This is a genomic window from Bacillus sp. FSL R10-2201 (genome assembly GCF_038008665.1).
GTDB lineage: Bacteria > Bacillota > Bacilli > Bacillales > Bacillaceae_G > Bacillus_A > Bacillus_A mycoides.
The window spans coordinates 1,906,113-1,926,317 of sequence record NZ_JBBOZP010000001.1 but is presented as its reverse complement, the minus strand read 5'-3'; the positions used below and the strand labels follow the sequence as shown (position 1 = coordinate 1,926,317).

Here is a 20,205-nt window from a genome sequence, read left to right as displayed (position 1 = left end):
ATCCACTTTCCTAAAAGGTTAGTTATTCACATTTATTTCGTGTAACGGCTGTAACTCTTCCATAAAGTCAAGCAAAGATCCTACAGTAAGAAACGCCTTTGGGTCTATCTCATCCTCTGGAACGCATAGCTTTAAATCCATTTCTATGTATACTATAAGCTGTAACATCATTACCGAATCTATATATAAATCTTGATTTAAACGCATCGTTTCTTCTAAATGCGTTACATTTTTCAGTTCCATTTTTTCTCTCATAATACTTAAAACTGCTTCTTTTAACATTTCACGACTCATGTTGTTATCTCTCCCATCTCTAATAACTTCCGACTTACTTTCCCTGTTTTATTTTTCGGAATCTCTGCTACATTTTCAATTTCATGTGGCACTTTATAAGACGGTAAATGCTGTATGCACCATTCTCGTATTTGTACTGGTTCAATACGAGAGACTACTTTCGCTTTTACTATTTCTCCCATCACAGGATGCTTGCCCCGGTATACAATCGCCTCCTGAATACCTTCTAATCGAAGCATCGTTTCTTCCACTTCTATAGGAAATACCTTTAGACCGGACACATTAATAACATCATCTATTCGCCCCATGAAATGAATGCCTTGCTCAGATCTATAACCTAAATCTTTTGTATAAATCTCCTTTTCAGCAATTTTCACTACGATTTCTTCAGGTTCATCTTCATTTGAACCTATGTTAATACTTACATGAGGAAGTGGTTTTCCTAAATCCAAATGTGTTTCCATAGCATGACATATACTAATGCAACCAGCTTCAGAACAGCCGTACTGCTGCATCATGTATTTCGTCATGCCCTTTAACTTATAAAATAGCGTTTCTGGCAAAGGTGATCCTGATGTCATAATTTTATGAAACTGAAAAGTCCCTTGTGGAAAACTCCCCATAATATGTAACATAAGTGGTACTGCGTATATGATATGTTTTTCGGTATTACGAACTATATTTAACGCGAATTTAGGGTTTTTATTTGTAATGATTATAGGCTTACTACCTCTCGTAATTGCTGATAACGTGCCACAAATTAATCCGTATGAATGTGAAACTGGAGCCATTACAATTGGCACTTCGTCTTCTTCACATTTTAAAGCTTCATTGTAAGCAGCAATTTCTGTTTCAATTTCCGTCCATGCTCTACGAATCAGTTTTGGCTCTCCTGTTGTACCTGAACTATACTGCAATAAAGACGATTCTTCTTGTAATAGATTTGGAACTTCTAATTTTGTAAAGTCGTTACTTTCTCCGTATAAAAGTGCAGTACACTTTGCGCGCTTTGCCATTTCAATTGCTGTATCCTTTGGCGTATCTTCATGAATAAGTAGTACAGATGCTCTTTTTTCTTTTAGGAAAAACACAAGCGTAATAATATCGAATGGATCTTTCAGACAAAGTGCAAATCTATTTCCTTCTGCTTCTTGAAATTGTTCCACTCTCTCGTAACCTTGTAATCTCAATTCAAAATCATATTTGCTAAATTCTTGTTTATTAACGATTAGCATGATTTCCCCCTGTAACAACTGATTTTTGTATTGTAAGTTGCTTTGCTCTATACAATGGATTTGGAACTTCATGAACAAGCGATTCCACATCCATATATAAACGACGCTTCGTTAATTGCTCTGCATGAAATGTAGGTGCATATAATTGTAATGCTTCAAAACGTTCTTTCAAATGCGAAAATCTTTCAAAATGATCTTCTATTTCTTCAACAAGAATGATCCAAAATTGTTCCTCTTTCAACTGATACTCATCTGCCAGCACGAAAGCTAGTTCACCTAGATTGAATAGGAAAAGCGCATCTAAAACCATTTCTTGTAAACATTCAATACGGTCCATTTCAAAGAAATCATTCATTTGACCATTCGCATATGTTTTATGCATTTTAGTAAAGTCAGGACATTTTTCAAGTTCTTTCAAAAATGGACGATAAAACTCCAGTCCTTCATGAAAATCTTTTAGTGCAATACGGACTGGTATTCCCTCTTCATGAACTAAAATCATGTTTTGCCCATGTGATTCTAATGCGACTCCATGCTCTACAACGAGGTGTACAACTGGGATAATTGCTTTTTGAATAAGCAATTGTAACCAGCTTTCTACTCCATATCTCTTTAACCACAAATCAATAGTTGGTGTCCCATTTTTTCCCTTGGCATATAAACCGTTAAATGGGATTGCCTCTTCTTTCTTATCTAAATATTTGTGAACGCTTTCGCGCCAAATACATCCTAATGAGCCATACGTAGCTTTTTTATTCGCATCGTACGTAACACTCGAAAATTCATTTAACAAAATTAAACGCGATTCATCCCTTAAATAAGGGTCATGATTTACTATATCTTTTAACCAATTCGATATAGCAGGTGCACTCACAACCGAATGTGGTTTTAATGTACGGATAGTTGAAGTATTGAGTAAATTCATTGATAACTTTACATATGGTTTCTCTCGATTCGTAACATTTCTTAATGTCCGCATCGACTGCTGCGCGCAATAATCATCTTCTGATTTCCCTAAATAAATAATATATTTATCCTGTATATGGTCAGTATAATTCGGAATAATAAAGTTCTCCCACTGCCAAGGATGAACAGGTATAAACATGTACTTCTTCGAATCACAGTCCATTGTTCGAATACGATCCATATACTCTTCGATTTTCTTTTCACCAATTTCTTCTTTAAAGGTACAGTTATAACTCTCTTCACTTTCATATCCTACAGTCGTATATTTCTCATGAACTGCAATCCATATAATTTTCATTGATTGCATAAATTCAAATCCATATTGAAAATTATCACGATATTGAAACCCGATGCGTGCTTTATAACTAGGATGATACGGGTGTCCATCTATTAAATGACTTTCAAGCTCATCATAAGATTTCGCAAGATAGTCTTCTTCACAACTTCTCTCATATTGTGCAATCGTATCTTTGAAGATTGTTTGTTCTAATTCTTGAATAAAAGAATCCAATTTCGTTCGATCCACTTGAACAATCCGAAAAATCTCCTGTAAAAATTGTGAAACTGATTGTATTTCTTCTTCCTCATCTTGAACTCTCATTATTAATGAGTCATGTAAACAAATACGCCCAAATGTCATACGTTCTTGCCCATAGCATTGGTACATTACATTTTGATCCTTTTCATCAAGACCTTGTATAATAAAAAGTATTTGCTCTCCCTTTTGTATACGAATCGGCGTAATGATTTCTTCATAAATTAACGATTCTACTAATTGCCGGAATACTCTTCTTCTTACTGAAATGTACTCTTTTGATTGGAGTGCCTTCAATATTTTCATGTGATAAACTTCTTCTTTCATAAATCCCTCCGCTATAATACGGAATATCAAATTCCATTATTTGTATTACGTGAAATTTTAGCACTACTTATGAACGAACAGCCACTTCTCTAACGAGTGGATTATCTACTTGTACATAAATTGCTTGCTCTAAAGGATTTGTCAGTTCATCAACATCGAAAAATCTCGTTAGCAAATTTGCTTTACATGCCAATTTATTTTCTTCCAACAATTCACTTAAAAATGTAGAAGGTTCGCGGTTATATGGAAGGAACGCTTCAAGTACAGACCTTAATTCCGAAAGAAGAATTTCCTCCTTTATTAATCCTGCTGTACCAAAACCGTTAATTAGTCCAAACATATGATTAAAAATTAAATAGTAACGAAATCTTTCATCTACAATGTAATCGTCATATAAATTCCCAGTACGTTCGCCAATACCCGCTAGTTCATTATCTAGCACTGACTTCATTGAATTGCAGAAATAAAAACCTTGATTATCACGGAAGTAAAACTTAACTGGATAACCATCTTTCAATTGAACAACACTATTTTGTTGATGCGCTTCTAATGCAACGCCATAACGTAAATACATCCATACCATCGGCTTTAAAGAGATATTCACATATCGTCTAAACCACTCTAAACTTACTTCTTCACAGCTTCTACCTTCTAAATCCGCTAAGCGATGGATAATATTTGCTAAACGAGTTCTTTCACCCGGAATTGCATCTTGTACTAATCCAGCGATAAGCGTTGCATCATTTTCATTTTCACTATAAAATGTGTTTTCTCGAATAATCACTTCAAATCCAGACTCTTGTGCCCCGTATTTTAAAGTAATAAAGGCCGGATCACATATAAAATCAAATCCTGGAAACTTTTCTAGCACCTCTCCAATTTTAGTATTCAATATTTCCTTACCTTCAAGTCCACTCTCAAGTTCCTTCAATTTATTAATACGCATTGAATTCGTGACCTTTACAGGGAATGAAAACTTGAACATATACTTCGAATGAGGATGATATAGCGTTCTAAGTGATGATGTCGCCATATAACACTTACCTACTGGACCGATATATTCAAGTACACCTTGATTCATCCAATTTTGCACATAAGATTGATGTAATAGCCATTCTGCTTGTAGCGGATGGATTGGAATTAATGAATATTCATCTTCTTGACAGTACTCTTCAATAAATTCTTGACCTACCTTTTCATCGTTCTTTAATTCCTTTTTTATCATCGCCGTTGTAGAATCTTGTAACAATGACTTTTCACTTACTATACTTTTATGTGCCCTAAAATAGTGAAGTTGGCACTCCCCTTTTAATTCAGGAGAATACATTGAACTTTTCCAATCCAATATACCTTGTCTACTCTTTGGTGTAGGATGAGTTAAATGTCCAAATAATAAAGATTGCTCCGCCTCTATAAAAGTCGTATGGAAACCATATAATTCAGCTGTATCCTGCTCCCTTCCTTGTATAAACTTCTCAATATTTTGACAACTACAGATAACTCGAAGCATAAGTTCATCAGGATTCGTACCTTCTCCATAGTTAATAGACATTTCCTTTATTAAAAACATAATAACCGTAATATAATCTGCTTTAATAACATTTTTATTTTCGCCAATTTGGTAATAAAATTGTTCTCCAAATAGATGACGGTCCGTTGACGATTTATATATAACTTCCCCATACAAAGTAACGTTTTGTGCCGATAACCGACAGCATAAATAAGTGGGGATAGCGTCTCTTTGAAATGAATGGCAGAAAATATTTTCTATCCTTTTATCCTCCGTAATCCATTCTCCACTTCCTGTTTCTCTTAAATAACAATTTAAAAAGCTTTGTATTGTTGCATGTTCCGCGATTTGTTTCGCATGCTGCATACTGCTCCTCCTCTTTTAGACGAACACTATCATTTTTTCGTGAAACTTCTGACAGTTGAATTTTATTATCAACTATGATTTTAATTGATAATGATAATCATTTCAAGATATATTTCAGAATTTTTTTATCTAACTAAACTTTTTACCTTTTCAAAACATTTAATCCGTCAACAAAAAAATACACCAATATAATTATTGATGTATTTTTTCATTCTTGTAGATTAAGTTTACATAATAATATTATCGCATTCTAAATTAATAGTGATTTGTATAAACAATCCATATCTCGCCAAGCATATGCTATTTCTTCTACATTTAGTCTTTCTAAAAGTTTCGTGTCAATTTTTTCCGGATTATATTTTTCATAAAACTTTTTAGAAGGATTATTAGAAACTACCCAAACTAAAAGAGATTCCATATTATCTTTTTTACAATCAAATAGTAAAGCTTGAAATAATCTTTGTCCTATCTTCATTCCTTGATACTCTTGTAAAATGTATATTGCATATAATTCCCCATCACAATTATATGTACCTGTTCTTTCAACTCCCCCATCGATAAATCCAATTATTTTACCATTTAACGTTTCTGCTACAAACCTAAATTGATGCCCGTCTTCTTTTTGAAATATACTTTCCCATAGCTTTTCTCGTTGGTCATACGTTATATTGTCTAAAATTTCATTAGAGAATATCCCCTTATACGTTGTTTTCCAACTATCCACATGCACTTTTGCAATTGCCGAAATATCATCTTTTATTGCCCTTCTAATATGTATCTCCACCATACTCATCCCCCTTAGAAAATAATTATAGCAAAATGTTTTGTATGCATTAAAAAAAGAGTGAATTTTCATCACTCTTTTTATCTACTTTCAACTTCTACTGAAACAACATGATCGATTTCTTTTAAAGAACTATATAATTCAGTTGTATATAAATCTTCTGGAGCTAAAATGACCATTTCCAATTGCTGAGATGCCCCATTATCAATATCTTTAATTTTCACTCGTTTTACTTGCATATTTAAATTTTTAATTTGCTTAAAAATCCCGTCTAACTCTCGATGTTTGTTTACGGTAATTTTTATGGATAAGTCCTTTTGTCTTAATGAATAAGGGCCTGCAATTTTCACAATTTGCGGAAGTACGTTAATCGCTAATATAATTAAAATCATAGCAACCGTCGCTTGTATATAAAACCCTGCACCAATCGCAATACCTAGTGCTGAAGCGGCCCATACCATAGAAGCTGTCGTTAATCCTGAAATAACGTCATTATTTCTTCGTAAAATTACCCCTGCTCCAAGAAAACCAATCCCACTAACAATTTGAGCGGCGAGACGCATTGGATCCATGTTTGTATGACCCGGTACAGAATAAACATTCACTGATTCAATTGAAACCATTGTAATTAAACAACTCGCTACGGAAATAACCATACTTGTTTTCACACCAAGCGGTTTATTCTTTAGCTGCCTATCTATTCCGATGAATAATCCTAAAAAGAGTGCTAAACCTAATTTGAATAAAAATTCATATGACATAATTCCTTCTGCTACTAAGAATATAGACAAATGTACATTCTTAGAGTATTCCTGCTTCTGCGTGTCCTGTCTCGCCACTAACTCGCTACTACAGTTTGCTGTAACACTCCACAGGCATAAATTCCGATGTAGCCCACCGTACATATATACAATCTATTTACGTTAGTATTGTATATTTTTTTGCTTGTAAAAGGTTGATTGACGCGTTCAAATCTCTACCTATTACATTTCCACAGTCACATTCATATACTCGTTCGGATAGTTTTAAGTCTACTTTCTTTTGACCACAACATGAGCATAACTTCGACGAGGGATAGAACCTGTCTACTTGACGTAGTTCAATTCCATATTCCTCACATTTCGCCAATAACCATGTTTGAAATGTATAAAAGCATTGCTTCGCAACTGCTTTAGATAGATGTTTGTTCTTCATCATACCTTTCACATTCAAATCTTCTACTGTAATAAATGTTGGCTTGGTTTTCACCACATCATTTACAATAGACTTTACATACGCTAATCGAATATTTGTTAACCTGGCATGTAGTTTTTGCACTCTAAGAATATTTTTATCTATATTCGCTCTTTTGTTAGTAACAGATTTTTCACCTCTCTTTTTTATATTTTCAAATTTACGCGATAAAAAACGTTGCTCACGTCTTAACCGTTTTTCTATCTTTTTTACTCTTATTGTTTTGTTGATGTTTTCATGAACGATACCGTCGCTACGTATAGCGAAATCCTTCACCCCTAAATCAATACCTAAACCTGTTTGGTTGAAAGTTGGCTTCGTTTCTGTTTCTTCCAATTCGCAAAGCACGGATACAAAATATCGTCCTGCTCTTTTACCTATCGTTCCACTTTTTACAATCGCATTTTTGGGAATATACCCATATTCTTTTAACCTTACCCAACCAATTGTGGGGATTTTTACTCTATGCCTTTCTACTGTCCAATCTGTTTTGTTGTTTTTAGGAAAATAGCACTTCACATCTTGCTTCTTCTTTTTCTTATATCGTGGAAATTTAGATAAACCCTTAAAAAATCGCTTAAAAGCTTTATCCCCGTTCATAATCGCTTGTTTTACAGCTTTACTTGATACTTCTTTTATCCACTGGTCACATTCTTTTGTATAGACATTGTTCAACCATTTTGAAAAGTCATACCCACTTAAAAACTTTCCTTCGGCTTCATACAACTCTTTATTTTTAGAGATATACAGGTTGTAAACATATCTGCACACACCAATAGTCTGATTTATTCGAGGTATTTGTTCTTTTGTCGGATGGATTTCTATTAGATATGCTCTTTTCATAAATCTTTATCCTCCGGTATTTTCTTCTTGAATCCCCATATAGTCTTTATACTGTTTATCTGTATAAAATCTTCTTCCTTTAGGGTTTCGGTAAGCAGTCAATACACCCTCGTTATCCTTCTCTGTAAAGTTCTTACAGACACATTGATTATTTCAGCGAATTCTTTTGATTTATATTGTTTCATAGGTAGAATGTAACATATTTATCTGCATTTGCGTATGTTTTATACAACTGTATTGATCTCCTTACTTCCTAATATTTCCCTTCGAATATTTCACTATAACTCTTTTATGATATCAATTCCAGTCTTTTCTATTCATTTAAAGTAAAAAACCGAAAAAACATTTTTGACAATGTTTCCCCGGCTTTTTATTATAATTAAGATCTTTCTTTATTTTTGTTCTTTAATTTTAATTTGTGCATCTTTATAAAATGCTAACTTATTATCATTATACTCTTTTGTATGTTTATTAAATTGTTCTTTCGCCTTTTGCGCTTCCACATTTAACTCATTAACAGTTTTAACTTTTTCACCAATTTCTTTTAACTTCGTTTCTTTTACTTTTAATTTTTCATACAGTTCTTTTTCAGTCGCTAACGCCTTCGTGTAATTCTCATTCATCTTTTGGAAGGCATCATAACGATTTTTATACGATTCTTCTACTGTTTTTGCTTGTTTTTGTAATTTCTTATCTTCGAGTTTTTCAATATTATTTTGAACGGATGTCGTTTCTTTCTGCGCTTTTTCTAACTGTTCCTTCTCGTTTTTCAATACTTTTTCACGCTCGTCTACATTTGCAGTAGCTTGCTCTATTTTCTTTGAAACTGCTTCATTATGCTCTTTACCTTCTTGTAAAATTTGAGAATAAAGTTCTTGTCCTTGCTTTTCTAACTTCTCTAATTTTTTTGTGTCATCTGCTAAAGATTTTTCCTGTGTAGATGCTGCTTCAAAAGCCGTAAATAAATTTTCTTCTGGCTTTTCACCGAAACAACCTGATAATAATCCTACTGATAATGCTCCAACTACTGCTACTTTTCCATATTTCAACTTCAATTCCTCCATTACATACGGTTATCATGCCAGAGGTTCACGGGGAAGTGATTCTCTTCATGATATGCTTCAAACTCATAACCCTTTTCTTTTAGACCCTTTAATATTGCTGGCACAGCTGCGACTGATTGCGGATGAATATCATGCATTAAAATGACTTCTTGAGGATTTGTTGCACCAGCTAATACATTTTGAGCGATTTGTGCTGCCGCTGCATCGACTGGTACTTTATTGTATTTCCAGTCTAAAGAATCAATTGTCCAGTCCCATACTTTAAGACCACCCTCTACTACTTTGTTTCGAAGGCCTTCATTTAAACCAGGCTTCGACCCGTATGGTGGACGTGTTAATTGAGGTGATTTTCCAATAATATTTGCGATTAAGCTTTGATCTTCTTTCATTTCATTAACATATTCGCCATTTTTATATAACTTCGCAAAATTGTGTGTCATACTATGCATTCCAACATAATGACCCTCTGCATTTTGACGTTTTACTAAATCAGGAAACGCTTTTACATTCGCTCCGATTAAAAAGAATGTCGCCTTCGCATCATGCTGTTTTAACATATTTAATAATTCAGCCGTATATTTTCCTGGCCCATCATCAAATGTAAGATAAGCAACTTTTCTTTCCATTCCGTTAAAACGACTTGGCGCCGTTTTATTCATTTCAACTTTCGATTGTTCACTTGCAAGCTGCACTATATTTTCTTGCTTAGCAACAGCTTTTGCTGGTGAAGTAATAGATTGAAACATGAAATACCCAATAGCTACTATTGCAATCGCTACTGAAACAACTGCAACTCGTTTAATTTTAAAAGCCTTTTCCATTCTATCGAATTCCTCTCCCTATTAATCTTATATATAAATCACCCAATATAATTATACATCTATTTATTTTATTACACTATATAAACAATCTAAAATATGAATTATAATGGGAGTTTTATCAAAATTGTTGTTCCTGCCTCAACAAACTCTTTATTCTTTTCATACCAATTCTTGATTGCACTATGTACAACTTTCAAGAAGATTTGTTTTAACCTGTTTGATCTTCATCTTCTATCAATTCAATTCGCTTTCAACTTGCAATGAGATGAATTTATTTTCTCTATTTTAGGAGTTAATTACCAAATTCTTTCCTCTAGTATATCGTACAATTGCACCTTTTGTTTATATAAATTAAAATGATTTGACTGTAAACGTGAAAAAACTAGTAGCCCTTCTACTAAAAATAAATGAAGCAATCCATTTCCATAAAAAAAGATTGGCTGAGGCCAACCTTTTTTTATACTTATTCATTTCGAGTTGGTTTTGGTGTAACACCTAAATGCTCATTTAACTTAGTCGAAATATCTTTCACATTTTTTTCGTTTGGAATGTAATAATAAATACCACCAATACGCTTATCCGTTCCTTCTATTTGCATCTTTTCCATTTGCAAATCTGATCCTGCCATATTTTTCGTAATAGCAAGCATATCATCAAACGTTAAGTTTGTTTTCATATTTTTATCAACTGCATCAAGTAAAGAGCCCATTTTACTAATTGATTGAACAGACATTGCTTTTTTCGCAATTGCTTCAATTACAAGTTGTTGCCTTTGACCACGCATTGCGTCACTGTCAATTTTACGCGTTCTAGCAAGTGCAAGGGCTTGTTCACCATTTAAATGTTGGTAACCTTTTTCTAAATGGATCATACCTGCTTGGTCTTTACTATCTTGTTCTGTGAAAGTAACAGGTACATCAATATCAATACCACCAATTGAATCTACAATTTGTACAAATGACTCAAAGTTAAACTTCACATAATAATCAACTGGTACATTTAAAAATCTTTCCACTGTATCTCTTGTACTTTCAACACCACCAAATACGTGTGCGTGTGTAATTTTATCTAATTTCTTTCTAGATGGAATATAAACACGTGAATCACGAGGAATGCTTACTAATTTAACGGATTTATCATCTTTATTAATTGTCGCTAATAAAAGTGCATCTGTTCGAACCGCTTCACCATATTGGCTTTTTCTCATTTCGCTTCCATCGACACCCATGATTAAAATCGAAATATTATCCTTTAAAGGTTCCACTTCTTTGTCCCTTTTTGATGACTTATCAATTTGTGCATATGCATCACTTACAACAGCTTTTGCTTTGTTATATATAAACGATCCATATCCTACTCCTCCAAAAACAAGTAGGAAAAATGGAATTAAAATGAACCATTTTATTGATTTTCTTTTAGAACGTTTTTTACTGCTTCTCGTATCTTGTTCTAATTCAGAGCTCATGTTCATTCTCCTCTCTTTCTCTTTTCCTAGTATAATGTATGTCTAGTAATCTTCATATTGAATTTCCTTTCAATCACCTTACATTTTTGTAAGGTTACATCATGAATCCAATATGTATTCCATTTCACATTATACTCTCGTGCTTATTTTTGGCAAGTCACTATTTATCAACTTCAAAAATTTAACACTTCAAAACGTTCAAATTTACAGATTTATCATTCTGTTATTTGCAGGTAGTAAGACTTTCACCTCATAATTTATCAGGAATAAAAGAGTCAAGTTTGGGCCGTGAAATTTTGATTGGTGATGACTAATAATCAGTGAGGGATAAATCCCCCACTGATTAAAATTTCACTTTATTATTTCTCATTTGGTGTGTATATCATTTGCTTCCCATTATTATAAATTAAAGCTGATTTTGCTTTTATTTTCGTTTTTTCTATTTCCACATCATCATTAGAGAAATTCACAATAATTTTAATATCTTTTCCATATGAAGCAGATTGGACTAATTTATCTTCTGACAAATATGCAAAGTTCGTCATTTCTTCTTTTACTGCCTTTTCATGAACTTCATTCCAAACTTTCAGATGCTGCGTAATTTCTTGTTTATGCTTATTCCACTCTACTTCATCTAAATGGTACAACGGAGGCACATTATACAATAACTCATATAACATTCGGTTTCCTACCTCATCTTTTACTTTCAAACTTCCCCATTCCCAGTGGTGCGTTGTAATTACAGAATCATTGTATACTAATTTATATAACGGTACCGAATATACTGGATTTAAATATACTTGTTTATATTCTTCTTTTAACGGTACTTGTTTTGCATATTTTTCTGGAACATTTTGATTCGGTGACCAATATCCGCCCACATAATACGGACTTGTTTTATTTTTCCTCATATCTTCATCGTCCCATTTAATAACAGGCGTTTCAATGCCGTGAGCAAATGCAATCGTGCTACTTGCAAAGTCATTTCCGCCTTCTGAGCCAACTACCATACCCTTTTCTTGCGCAATATAATCCATTCGTTGCAACCTTGCTTGTAAATCTTGTTCTTGTGTCGTTAAATGTTTTGTTGAATAATCATCATAAATTTCGCCCGTCGCGTCACAATCAATAAACCATGAATTATATTTAGGGCCATTTTGTAATATATCGTTCATTCGTTCTTTTACACTAGGAAGTGATAATGTCGGATTTAATTTTCGGCCTCTCCCTAAAAACCCTTGCACTTTCTCACCATTTTTCTTCGTTACAGTGGCTTCTTCATATAACGATGGGTCATTAAAGGAAGCTGTGTTCCAATTTTTATCACCTTTTTCGTGAATAGAATGGTAAGAATCATACGGACCAACTAAATATCCCATTTCCTTAGCTTCTGTAACGAAATTAGGCTGCATAAATCCTTGTTCCCAGTTCGGTAGACCAATCCACGCTTTGTCTATCCCTACTTTTTTCATTTCCTTTATTATATCCGTTCCATCTGCCTTACCCCATTTACTTACTTCTTCAACTGCATCACCGAGTACTGACTTTAATAAATGTTTATTTAAGCTATACAGCTCTGTCTTCGATAAGTGATCTACACCTTTCTTTAATAACACACTAGCTTCCTGATTAACTTTCGGGAAAATATCCTCTTTATACAATTCCTTCATAGATAATACTTCGTTTGTATAGCGTAAAATAACATTTTTTTGGTACTTATCAATGAAATCTTGTTTACTTACTTGCTCAAACACACTCAGTTCTCCAGGCTCCGAACTATTCTTTTGAATAAGCCCTTTTATATGACTAAACACCGGGCTATTTATTTGCTCTCTTAGCTTCGGCCAATTCACGTTACTTTCTGATAAACCATTTTGATTCCAAAAGTAAAAATGAGCTGCCCCGTAAAGTTTTTCGATTTCTTTATTTTTTCTTGCCTTTTCTTGTAATGTTTTAAATTCACCTTTTCGAGCAATATTATCCTTATACAGTTTAGCGATACTTACTGCATCATTATTTGTCACATATAATTGAAATCCATATGTTTTATTTTTATTTATACTCGGGAATTCATGTGTAAAATCAAACCCTATTTTCGGATCTGAATGAAATTTCAATTCATTATTAAACATATTGTTCGCAATATATACGATCGAATATTTAGAACCATTTAATGCAAAAAACTTCATAGAAAATGATTCAGCAAATGAATATGCATCATCCTTTAAAAACTTCTTCCAATTCTCATCATTACTCGGAATTTGCTTACCTTCCCATAACGGAAGTGTATAATTTTCAGCTTGCACTTTTGGCCATGTAAAACTTTCTGCACCAGTCGATTCCACTTCAATATTTAAGTGGTCTTTTTTCTTTTCTAAATTTACTTTTACTTTTTGATCCGGATATTCCCATGATGTATGATCCTTGTTTTTTTTCAAATTCGATACCTTCATTTTTGGTAACGGTTGTGATGCCTGTTCTTTTACACCATCATGTTCTACAGTTAACGTAAAAGTCTCAGGATTTACATCGTAAGTAAAATCTTTATACGTCGCTTTCTTTATTTTAGACTCTTGTAAAGCATCATTACCTTTTACATCACACCCGACTAAAGTCGAAAGTGACAATGTTGTAAGAAGACATATCGCTATCATTTTTTTCATCTTCTGCACCTCCACCAATGAATATACAGGTGGTTTGTTACAGGAATATGGCAAAAAAATAATAGAGCTAGCATTATGCTAGCTCTATTATGAGCAAAAAAAATTTACGTATTACTATAATCTGTTTAAAGAAAATATGTAATACAGTGGAACTTTAATCCTTGTTTTTTTATTCTCACTAATAATTAGATCAAGCAAATCTAAATTCCATCAAGCTTCCCTTAACTGAAAAAGTAACTATATATAATATATCCTAAAACTAGCACTAAAATTAATATCCCTGTACCTTTCCAATTCATACCACCTGTCATATCAACAGGGCTACCTGATTCCACCCTGTTGAGTCCATCATTCAAAGAACCGGTAGGATTATTTTTCAATTCACTTTGTCTCATGCGTTCTCTTTTTTCTTCTGGTGACTCTTTTGAACTCATATAATCACCTCTAAATTTAATGTTCATTCCGAAAAATCCCCTTTAAAATAGATTCTCCATAACGTAAAGAAAGCTAGCTATGCTAGCTTTCTTTATAATCCAATATGTTCTTCCTTATTTACAGTAATCCCTTTATGATCAATTTCAAGCTCACATACTTTCATAGCTGCAAATACTCTCGCTAATTGGTCAGCTATTTCTTTACGCTTCTCGTACGGAGTTAAAATAAAAATGGATGGTCCCGCACCACTAAGCGCTGTGCCATATGCTCCGAATTCTTTTGCACATTTACGAATTGATGGTAATAACGGTACAAGTTCTAAACGATATGGCTCGTGGAAATGATCTCGTTCCATCATTTCACCTACAACTTCCCACTTCTTTTGACATAATGCAGCTACTAATACGTTACTTATCGCACTAGCCTTAACCGCTTCATGAAACGGAAACATCTCTGGTAATACAGATCGACTTTCCTCCGTATTTAGCTCTTCATTTGGAATAAGAGAAATTACGCCTAATTCCTTACTTTCAATCCTTACAACCGAAACATTCTTTCCATCCAGCGCTCCGATTACAGTTCCACCTAAAATAGAAGCAGCAACATTATCTGGATGTCCTTCCAAATTTGTAGCAATTTGAACTTTCTGATCAATTGTTAAGTTCAAGTTTCCAAGCTGATTCGCAAGCTCTATTCCTGCTACAATTGCTGATGCACTACTTCCTAGACCTCTTGTCAGCGGAATATTACTAGTAACTTCTATTATATAGGGTGATAAAGAAGGAAACACTTTACATGCCGTGCTAACAATTAAATTTTTATCGTCTGTTGGAATTGAATCTTCAAAGAAATGGATTACTTGCCATTTATCTGCTTCCGCCTTTACCACCACATCTAAATATAATGACAATGCTATTCCTACTGAATCAAATCCAGGTCCGACATTCGCTGTACTAGCAGGGACACGTACTCTCAATGGTATCACGACATAATCACCCCTTTAATATGATCTTTAATTTGATCTATATCATTTGACACACTTGCAATATCAAATTTATTAGAAGAAATTGCGATATCAGGATCTTTCAAACCGTTTCCAGTTAAAACTGCAACAACCGTTTCTCCCTTTTTGATTTTTCCAGATTGCACATGTTTAATGACGCCCGCTAATGAAGCATTTGATCCTGGCTCTGCAAAAACTCCTTCAGTTTTTGCTAACAATCTATACGCATGTAATATTTCTTCATCTGACACCATATCTATTTCACCATGAGACTGCTCGGCAGCCTCTACTGCATACGACCAACTCGCTGGGTTACCAATACGAATCGCTGTTGCAATCGTTTCAGGTTCTTCAATTACATGCCCTTTTACAATTGCAGCTGCTCCTTCGGCTTCAAAGCCGTGAATTCTTGGTTTTTTATAACCCTTTTCTTTTTCATATTCACAGAATCCTTTCCAGTATGCTGTTATGTTCCCTGCGTTCCCAACCGGAATAGCTAGAACATCTGGTGCATTTTCCAACTGGTCGCAAATTTCAAATGCTGCTGTTTTTTGTCCTTCAATTCGGTAAGGATTTACTGAGTTTACTAATGTAATCGGCTCTTCTGCAGCAATATTTCTTACAGCCTTAAGTGCATCATCGAAATTCCCTTCTATTGAAATGATCTCCGCTCCATAAGCAACTGCTTGCGCTAATTTCCCATGCGCAATCTTTCCTTCTGGTATTACGATAATACATTTCATTCCGAGGCGTGCCGCGTATGCGGCAGCTGATGCTGATGTATTACCTGTAGATGCACAAATGATAGCCTCTGAACCTTCTTCTTTCGCCTTTGCAACTGCCATTACCATACCACGGTCTTTAAAAGAACCCGTTGGATTCGCTCCTTCATATTTTCCGTATAACTGAATCCCTAATTGTTTTGATATATTTAATAATGGAATCAGGGGTGTATTCCCTTCCATTAAGCTGACATCAGGTGTGTTTTCATTCACCGGTAAATAAGAAGCGTACTGTTTTAATAGTCCTTTATACATATTGTTTTTCCTCCTCAATAATGTAGTAACTGTTTATTTCACTTGCGACATCTTCTATCGCTCCTAAAACTTGCTCGAATTGATATTTTGAAGTTTGATGCGTCACAACAACGACTTCTGCAAGCTCACGATTCAAAGGTAATTGAATTACCTCTTTTAAACTCACAGAATAATCGACGAAACATTCTGTTATTTTTTTAAACATTCCAGGCTCATCTCGTAATGAAATGCGCAAAAAGTATTTTGAAACTACTTCTTCATCTCCTTGTAATTCATACGGCTCCGGTTCTTTTAATACACTTTTATTTTTCGGAACTTGATTCATATTTTTAACGATTGAAATAATGTCACTTACTACAGCAGAACCAGTTGGTAACTTCCCAGCTCCAGGTCCGTAAAACATCACTTCTCCTACTGCTTGACCGTGAACATACACCGCATTAAATTCATTATTCACATTCGATAGCGGATGATGACGTGGTAATAAAGTCGGTTCTACACTTAAGTGAATGGATGATCCTTGTTTTTCAGCTTTACCAATTAATTTCATTGTAAATCCTAATTTTTCGGCCATCTCTAAATCTTCTTTTTCAACCTTTCGAATACCTCTAACTTGAACATCATCTAAAGAAACATTCATCGAAAAACCTAAGTTTGCAAGAATTGCTACCTTTCTCGCAGCGTCTAGTCCATCTACATCCGCTGTCGGATCTGATTCTGCAAACCCTAATTTTTGCGCTTCTTGTAAAGCCTCTTCATACGACCATCCATTTTGACTCATCTTTGTTAACATATAATTTGTTGTTCCATTTACGATTCCCATTATTTTTTCAATTTGATCTGAAGCTAGCCCGTCTGATAATCCTCTTAATATTGGAATCCCACCGGCTACACTCGCTTCGTAACATAGGTCACATTCATTTTTATTTGCCAGTTGCAGAAGCTCCGCACCATATACAGCCATTAAATCTTTATTTGCTGTTACGACATGTTTCTTACTTTGCAAAGCCTTCACAATATGCTCTTTCGCTTCTTCAATTCCGCCCATTACCTCTACTACAATATCAATATTTGAATCATTTAGAACTTCATCGACATTACTTGTTACTACGATTCCATCAATGCAAACATCACGTTCCTTTTCCAAATCACGTACAACGACTGTCTTTACCTTTACTTCATATCCTGTATCAAGAGTGATTTTTTTATAATGTTCTTTCAAAATATGGACAACACCACTTCCGACAGTACCTAATCCTAATACCCCAACATTAATAACGTTATTCATCTTCTAATCTCCTCCTAAATAGTTTAATTGTTACACCTGTGAATCACCTTACTCTGCTTTTTAATCATGCAGGTGGTGGTTATTTCCGTACGTACTAATCGTTTCATGTTACCGCACCTCCTTTCAAAGTAATAAAAAAACACACTCATCCCTAGGAAAGGGACGAATGTGTTTTCGTGGTTCCACCCTTGTTCCAACCTAGACTTACTTTCTTCTAGATTGCTCAAGTTCAGATAACGGCTGATACCGTCAATAATTACTAGATTGCTCGTTCACTATTGAAGTTCAAAGGTGGTAAGATCATTTCTCGTGTTAGGAAGCTCACAGCCTTGGCCTCCCTCTCTGTAAACCGTAAAAATGTTCTCATGTCCTTATCGTTACTTTTTCGCTCATGTTTATTTGTTAACTCATTATACTCGCATAAAAAACAAAATCAATACTATTTTTTAATTATTTTAAATTTTCAATCTTAAAAACTATAAAAAAAACACACTCATCCCTAGGAAAGGGACGAATGTGTTTTCGTGGTTCCACCCTTGTTCCAACCTAGACTTACTTTCTTCTAGATTGCTCAAGTTCAGATAACGGCTGATACCGTCAATAATTACTAGATTACTCGTTCACTATTGAAGTTCAAAGGTGGTAAGATCATTTTTCGTGTTAGGAAGCTCACAGCCTTGTCTTCCCTCTCTGTAAACCGTAAAAATCATCTCATGTCCTTATCGTTACTTTTTCGTTCATGTCTATTTGTTAACTTATTATAGTTATCAACTTTTCAAAAAGCAAGCCTATTTTTCTTCACAATTTTTAAGAATATGAATAATTATATTTTAAAATAACAAATCATCTAATACAGATTTATTCTCTTGCACATATATTCATCACATACAAATTAGCAATATTCATAGTTAAAGTCTCACTCTAAAACGTTTAGAGTTTCATACTTCAACACTATATTTAAAAAATAATTTTTAATACAATCTTTCCCTATAACTTTCTTCTAAAGAACGTGCAACTTCCTCTTCTGAAGCATTCACTTTCGCATGCTCCATTAACATTTTCGGTGCTGAAGGTAGCTCTGTTTTATTTAACCATGACTCTGGATCCCACATTTTTGAACGAATAAAAGCTTTTGCACAATGAATATAGCATTCTTCTATTTCAACAACAATTCCAAGTAATGGATTGCGTCCATTCGCCTGCATTTCTTTCAAAATTTCTTCATCGTTCGTAATATATGCTTTACCGTTTATTCGGAGTGTTTCCCCAAGACCCGGAATAAAAAAGATTAACCCTACGTGCGAATTTGAAATTATATTTAAAATAGAGTCTATACGACGATTACCCGGTCTTTCTGGGATGATAATTTTATTTTCATTTAATACATATACAAATCCAGGTGCGTCTCCCCTCGGCGAAGCATCACACTCTCCGAATTTATTTGCAGTAGATAATACTAGAAAAGGCGATTTAGACAGGAAATCTACACAATGGTGATCAAGTGATGAAATAACTTTTTTCAAAGCCCGTTCACTTGGTTGCCCCAATATTTGTCGTAATTCTTCCTCAGTTGAAATTATTGATTTTATTTCCTTATTCTCTATCTTCACTAATAATCACTCCTTTTTCTTTATTTTCCCAAAATTCAATACAAATATTGTATAATAAAATTTGCAGAAAGGGGAATTAAAATGACAGAGTGGTTAACAATATTTGATCCTGAAAGAAATACACTTGGAAAGAAATTACGTGATGACGTGCATCGTGACGGTGATTGGCACGAAACATTTCATTGCTGGTTTGTAGAAAAAGATGCTGAGGATATGTTCTTATATTTCCAATTACGCTCTAAAAATAAAAAAGAAGCTCCGAATATATGGGATATTACATCAGCTGGACACATTATGCATGATGAAGATGTACAAATTGGCGGTCTTCGTGAAATTGAAGAAGAATTAGGACTTTTCTTTCAAACTACTGATCTAACATACAAAGGAATCTATAAAATAGATTATGAAATTTCAAATCTTACTGATCGTGAATTTTGTCATATGTATTTTCACAATGTAATAAAGCCACTTCCATTTGCACCAGGTGAAGAAGTAGACGATGTGATGAAAGTACATGCAACTTCTTTTCTACAACTATTAAGAAGAGAGATTTCATCTTTAACGACTAATTCTGTTTTAAACAGTAATCCGATAACGATAACATTTGAAGATATTTATCCTTATGCTCTTGAATACTATGAATTTGTTATAGTGCAAGGACAAGAATTGCTAAACAAAAATAGTTTATAAAAAAATAGGACTCCCAGCTTACTTTATTCGGGAGTC

The 20,205-nt window shown here is 34.1% G+C and carries 17 protein-coding genes, 2 pseudogenes and 2 other annotated features; of the genes and pseudogenes, 1 reads left to right on the top strand and 18 read right to left on the bottom strand.

The features are described from left to right. Positions 1-18: 18 nt before the first annotated feature. From asbD to NSQ69_RS09910, 18 genes and pseudogenes are all read right to left on the bottom strand, one after another. Complete coding sequence (asbD, locus tag NSQ69_RS09990) at positions 19-294, bottom strand: petrobactin biosynthesis protein AsbD (RefSeq protein WP_002064932.1); 276 nt, start codon at positions 292-294, stop codon at positions 19-21. After that, positions 291-1,529: an AMP-binding protein gene (locus NSQ69_RS09985; protein ID WP_002126944.1), complete on the bottom strand. Its 1,239-nt coding sequence runs from the start codon at positions 1,527-1,529 to the stop codon at positions 291-293. The genes asbD and NSQ69_RS09985 overlap by 4 nt, the downstream gene beginning before the upstream one ends. Continuing rightward, a complete protein-coding gene (locus NSQ69_RS09980; RefSeq protein WP_002012378.1) occupies positions 1,516-3,357 on the bottom strand; it encodes an IucA/IucC family protein in 1,842 nt (613 codons plus the stop codon). The genes NSQ69_RS09985 and NSQ69_RS09980 overlap by 14 nt, the downstream gene beginning before the upstream one ends. Positions 3,358-3,424: 67 nt before the next feature. Continuing rightward, positions 3,425-5,233, bottom strand: a complete 1,809-nt coding sequence (locus NSQ69_RS09975; protein WP_078203185.1) for an IucA/IucC family protein — start codon at positions 5,231-5,233, stop codon at positions 3,425-3,427. A gap of 250 nt (positions 5,234-5,483) precedes the next feature. Then, the gene (locus tag NSQ69_RS09970; RefSeq protein ID WP_002012376.1) at positions 5,484-6,020 is read right to left on the bottom strand and encodes a GNAT family N-acetyltransferase; all 537 of its coding nucleotides are present in this window, start codon (positions 6,018-6,020) and stop codon (positions 5,484-5,486) included. Positions 6,021-6,097: 77 nt separating this feature from the next. Then, complete coding sequence (locus NSQ69_RS09965) at positions 6,098-6,778, bottom strand: MgtC/SapB family protein (protein ID WP_002012374.1); 681 nt, start codon at positions 6,776-6,778, stop codon at positions 6,098-6,100. Between the two features lie 157 nt (positions 6,779-6,935). Continuing rightward, complete coding sequence (locus NSQ69_RS09960) at positions 6,936-8,093, bottom strand: RNA-guided endonuclease InsQ/TnpB family protein (RefSeq protein WP_002126938.1); 1,158 nt, start codon at positions 8,091-8,093, stop codon at positions 6,936-6,938. Between the two features lie 32 nt (positions 8,094-8,125). Next, a pseudogene (locus tag NSQ69_RS09955) lies at positions 8,126-8,278 on the bottom strand (MerR family transcriptional regulator); the annotation flags it as partial. Between the two features lie 207 nt (positions 8,279-8,485). Beyond that, entirely contained in the window at positions 8,486-9,142 is a 657-nt protein-coding gene (locus tag NSQ69_RS09950; RefSeq protein WP_002086134.1) for a YkyA family protein, read from the bottom strand. A gap of 14 nt (positions 9,143-9,156) precedes the next feature. Then, complete coding sequence (locus NSQ69_RS09945) at positions 9,157-9,978, bottom strand: peptidoglycan-N-acetylglucosamine deacetylase (RefSeq protein WP_002126936.1); 822 nt, start codon at positions 9,976-9,978, stop codon at positions 9,157-9,159. Between the two features lie 134 nt (positions 9,979-10,112). Then, positions 10,113-10,379, bottom strand: a pseudogene (locus NSQ69_RS27730) (sensor histidine kinase); the annotation flags it as partial. 62 nt (positions 10,380-10,441) lie between these two features. After that, positions 10,442-11,443, bottom strand: a complete 1,002-nt coding sequence (locus tag NSQ69_RS09940) for an LCP family protein (protein WP_002126935.1) — start codon at positions 11,441-11,443, stop codon at positions 10,442-10,444. Between the two features lie 359 nt (positions 11,444-11,802). Next, a complete protein-coding gene (locus NSQ69_RS09935; RefSeq protein WP_016126787.1) occupies positions 11,803-14,106 on the bottom strand; it encodes a glycoside hydrolase in 2,304 nt (767 codons plus the stop codon). Positions 14,107-14,327: 221 nt separating this feature from the next. Beyond that, positions 14,328-14,540 (bottom strand): DUF6366 family protein, encoded by a 213-nt coding sequence (locus NSQ69_RS09930; RefSeq protein ID WP_003188727.1) that lies wholly within the window; start codon positions 14,538-14,540, stop codon positions 14,328-14,330. 92 nt (positions 14,541-14,632) lie between these two features. Then, the gene (gene thrB, locus NSQ69_RS09925) at positions 14,633-15,526 is read right to left on the bottom strand and encodes a homoserine kinase (protein ID WP_341099207.1); all 894 of its coding nucleotides are present in this window, start codon (positions 15,524-15,526) and stop codon (positions 14,633-14,635) included. After that, complete coding sequence (thrC, locus tag NSQ69_RS09920) at positions 15,523-16,581, bottom strand: threonine synthase (RefSeq protein ID WP_002126930.1); 1,059 nt, start codon at positions 16,579-16,581, stop codon at positions 15,523-15,525. Before thrC ends, thrB begins: the two co-directional genes overlap by 4 nt. After that, the gene (locus tag NSQ69_RS09915) at positions 16,574-17,869 is read right to left on the bottom strand and encodes a homoserine dehydrogenase (protein WP_002126929.1); all 1,296 of its coding nucleotides are present in this window, start codon (positions 17,867-17,869) and stop codon (positions 16,574-16,576) included. Before NSQ69_RS09915 ends, thrC begins: the two co-directional genes overlap by 8 nt. Positions 17,870-18,024: 155 nt before the next feature. Further along, positions 18,025-18,256 (bottom strand) — a binding site (T-box leader). A 116-nt stretch (positions 18,257-18,372) separates the two neighbouring features. Then, positions 18,373-18,604 (bottom strand) — a binding site (T-box leader). Between the two features lie 236 nt (positions 18,605-18,840). Next, positions 18,841-19,479, bottom strand: coding sequence for a pyridoxamine 5'-phosphate oxidase family protein (locus NSQ69_RS09910; protein WP_002012360.1), 639 nt, complete (start codon positions 19,477-19,479; stop codon positions 18,841-18,843). 81 nt (positions 19,480-19,560) lie between these two features. Here NSQ69_RS09910 and NSQ69_RS09905 point away from each other — a divergent pair, with 81 nt between their 5' ends. Beyond that, positions 19,561-20,169, top strand: coding sequence for an NUDIX hydrolase (locus NSQ69_RS09905; protein ID WP_002126927.1), 609 nt, complete (start codon positions 19,561-19,563; stop codon positions 20,167-20,169). Positions 20,170-20,205: the final 36 nt, after the last annotated feature.

Coding starts and splice junctions, on each gene's coding strand:
- asbD (WP_002064932.1), bottom strand. CDS start 294: ATGAGTCGTGAAATGTTAAAAGAAGCAGTTTTAAGTATTATGAGAGAA.
- NSQ69_RS09985 (WP_002126944.1), bottom strand. CDS start 1,529: ATGCTAATCGTTAATAAACAAGAATTTAGCAAATATGATTTTGAATTG.
- NSQ69_RS09980 (WP_002012378.1), bottom strand. CDS start 3,357: ATGAAAGAAGAAGTTTATCACATGAAAATATTGAAGGCACTCCAATCA.
- NSQ69_RS09975 (WP_078203185.1), bottom strand. CDS start 5,233: ATGCAGCATGCGAAACAAATCGCGGAACATGCAACAATACAAAGCTTT.
- NSQ69_RS09970 (WP_002012376.1), bottom strand. CDS start 6,020: ATGGTGGAGATACATATTAGAAGGGCAATAAAAGATGATATTTCGGCA.
- NSQ69_RS09965 (WP_002012374.1), bottom strand. CDS start 6,778: ATGTCATATGAATTTTTATTCAAATTAGGTTTAGCACTCTTTTTAGGA.
- NSQ69_RS09960 (WP_002126938.1), bottom strand. CDS start 8,093: ATGAAAAGAGCATATCTAATAGAAATCCATCCGACAAAAGAACAAATA.
- NSQ69_RS09945 (WP_002126936.1), bottom strand. CDS start 9,978: ATGGAAAAGGCTTTTAAAATTAAACGAGTTGCAGTTGTTTCAGTAGCG.
- NSQ69_RS09940 (WP_002126935.1), bottom strand. CDS start 11,443: ATGAGCTCTGAATTAGAACAAGATACGAGAAGCAGTAAAAAACGTTCT.
- NSQ69_RS09935 (WP_016126787.1), bottom strand. CDS start 14,106: ATGAAAAAAATGATAGCGATATGTCTTCTTACAACATTGTCACTTTCG.
- NSQ69_RS09930 (WP_003188727.1), bottom strand. CDS start 14,540: ATGAGTTCAAAAGAGTCACCAGAAGAAAAAAGAGAACGCATGAGACAA.
- thrC (WP_002126930.1), bottom strand. CDS start 16,581: ATGTATAAAGGACTATTAAAACAGTACGCTTCTTATTTACCGGTGAAT.
- NSQ69_RS09915 (WP_002126929.1), bottom strand. CDS start 17,869: ATGAATAACGTTATTAATGTTGGGGTATTAGGATTAGGTACTGTCGGA.
- NSQ69_RS09905 (WP_002126927.1), top strand. CDS start 19,561: ATGACAGAGTGGTTAACAATATTTGATCCTGAAAGAAATACACTTGGA.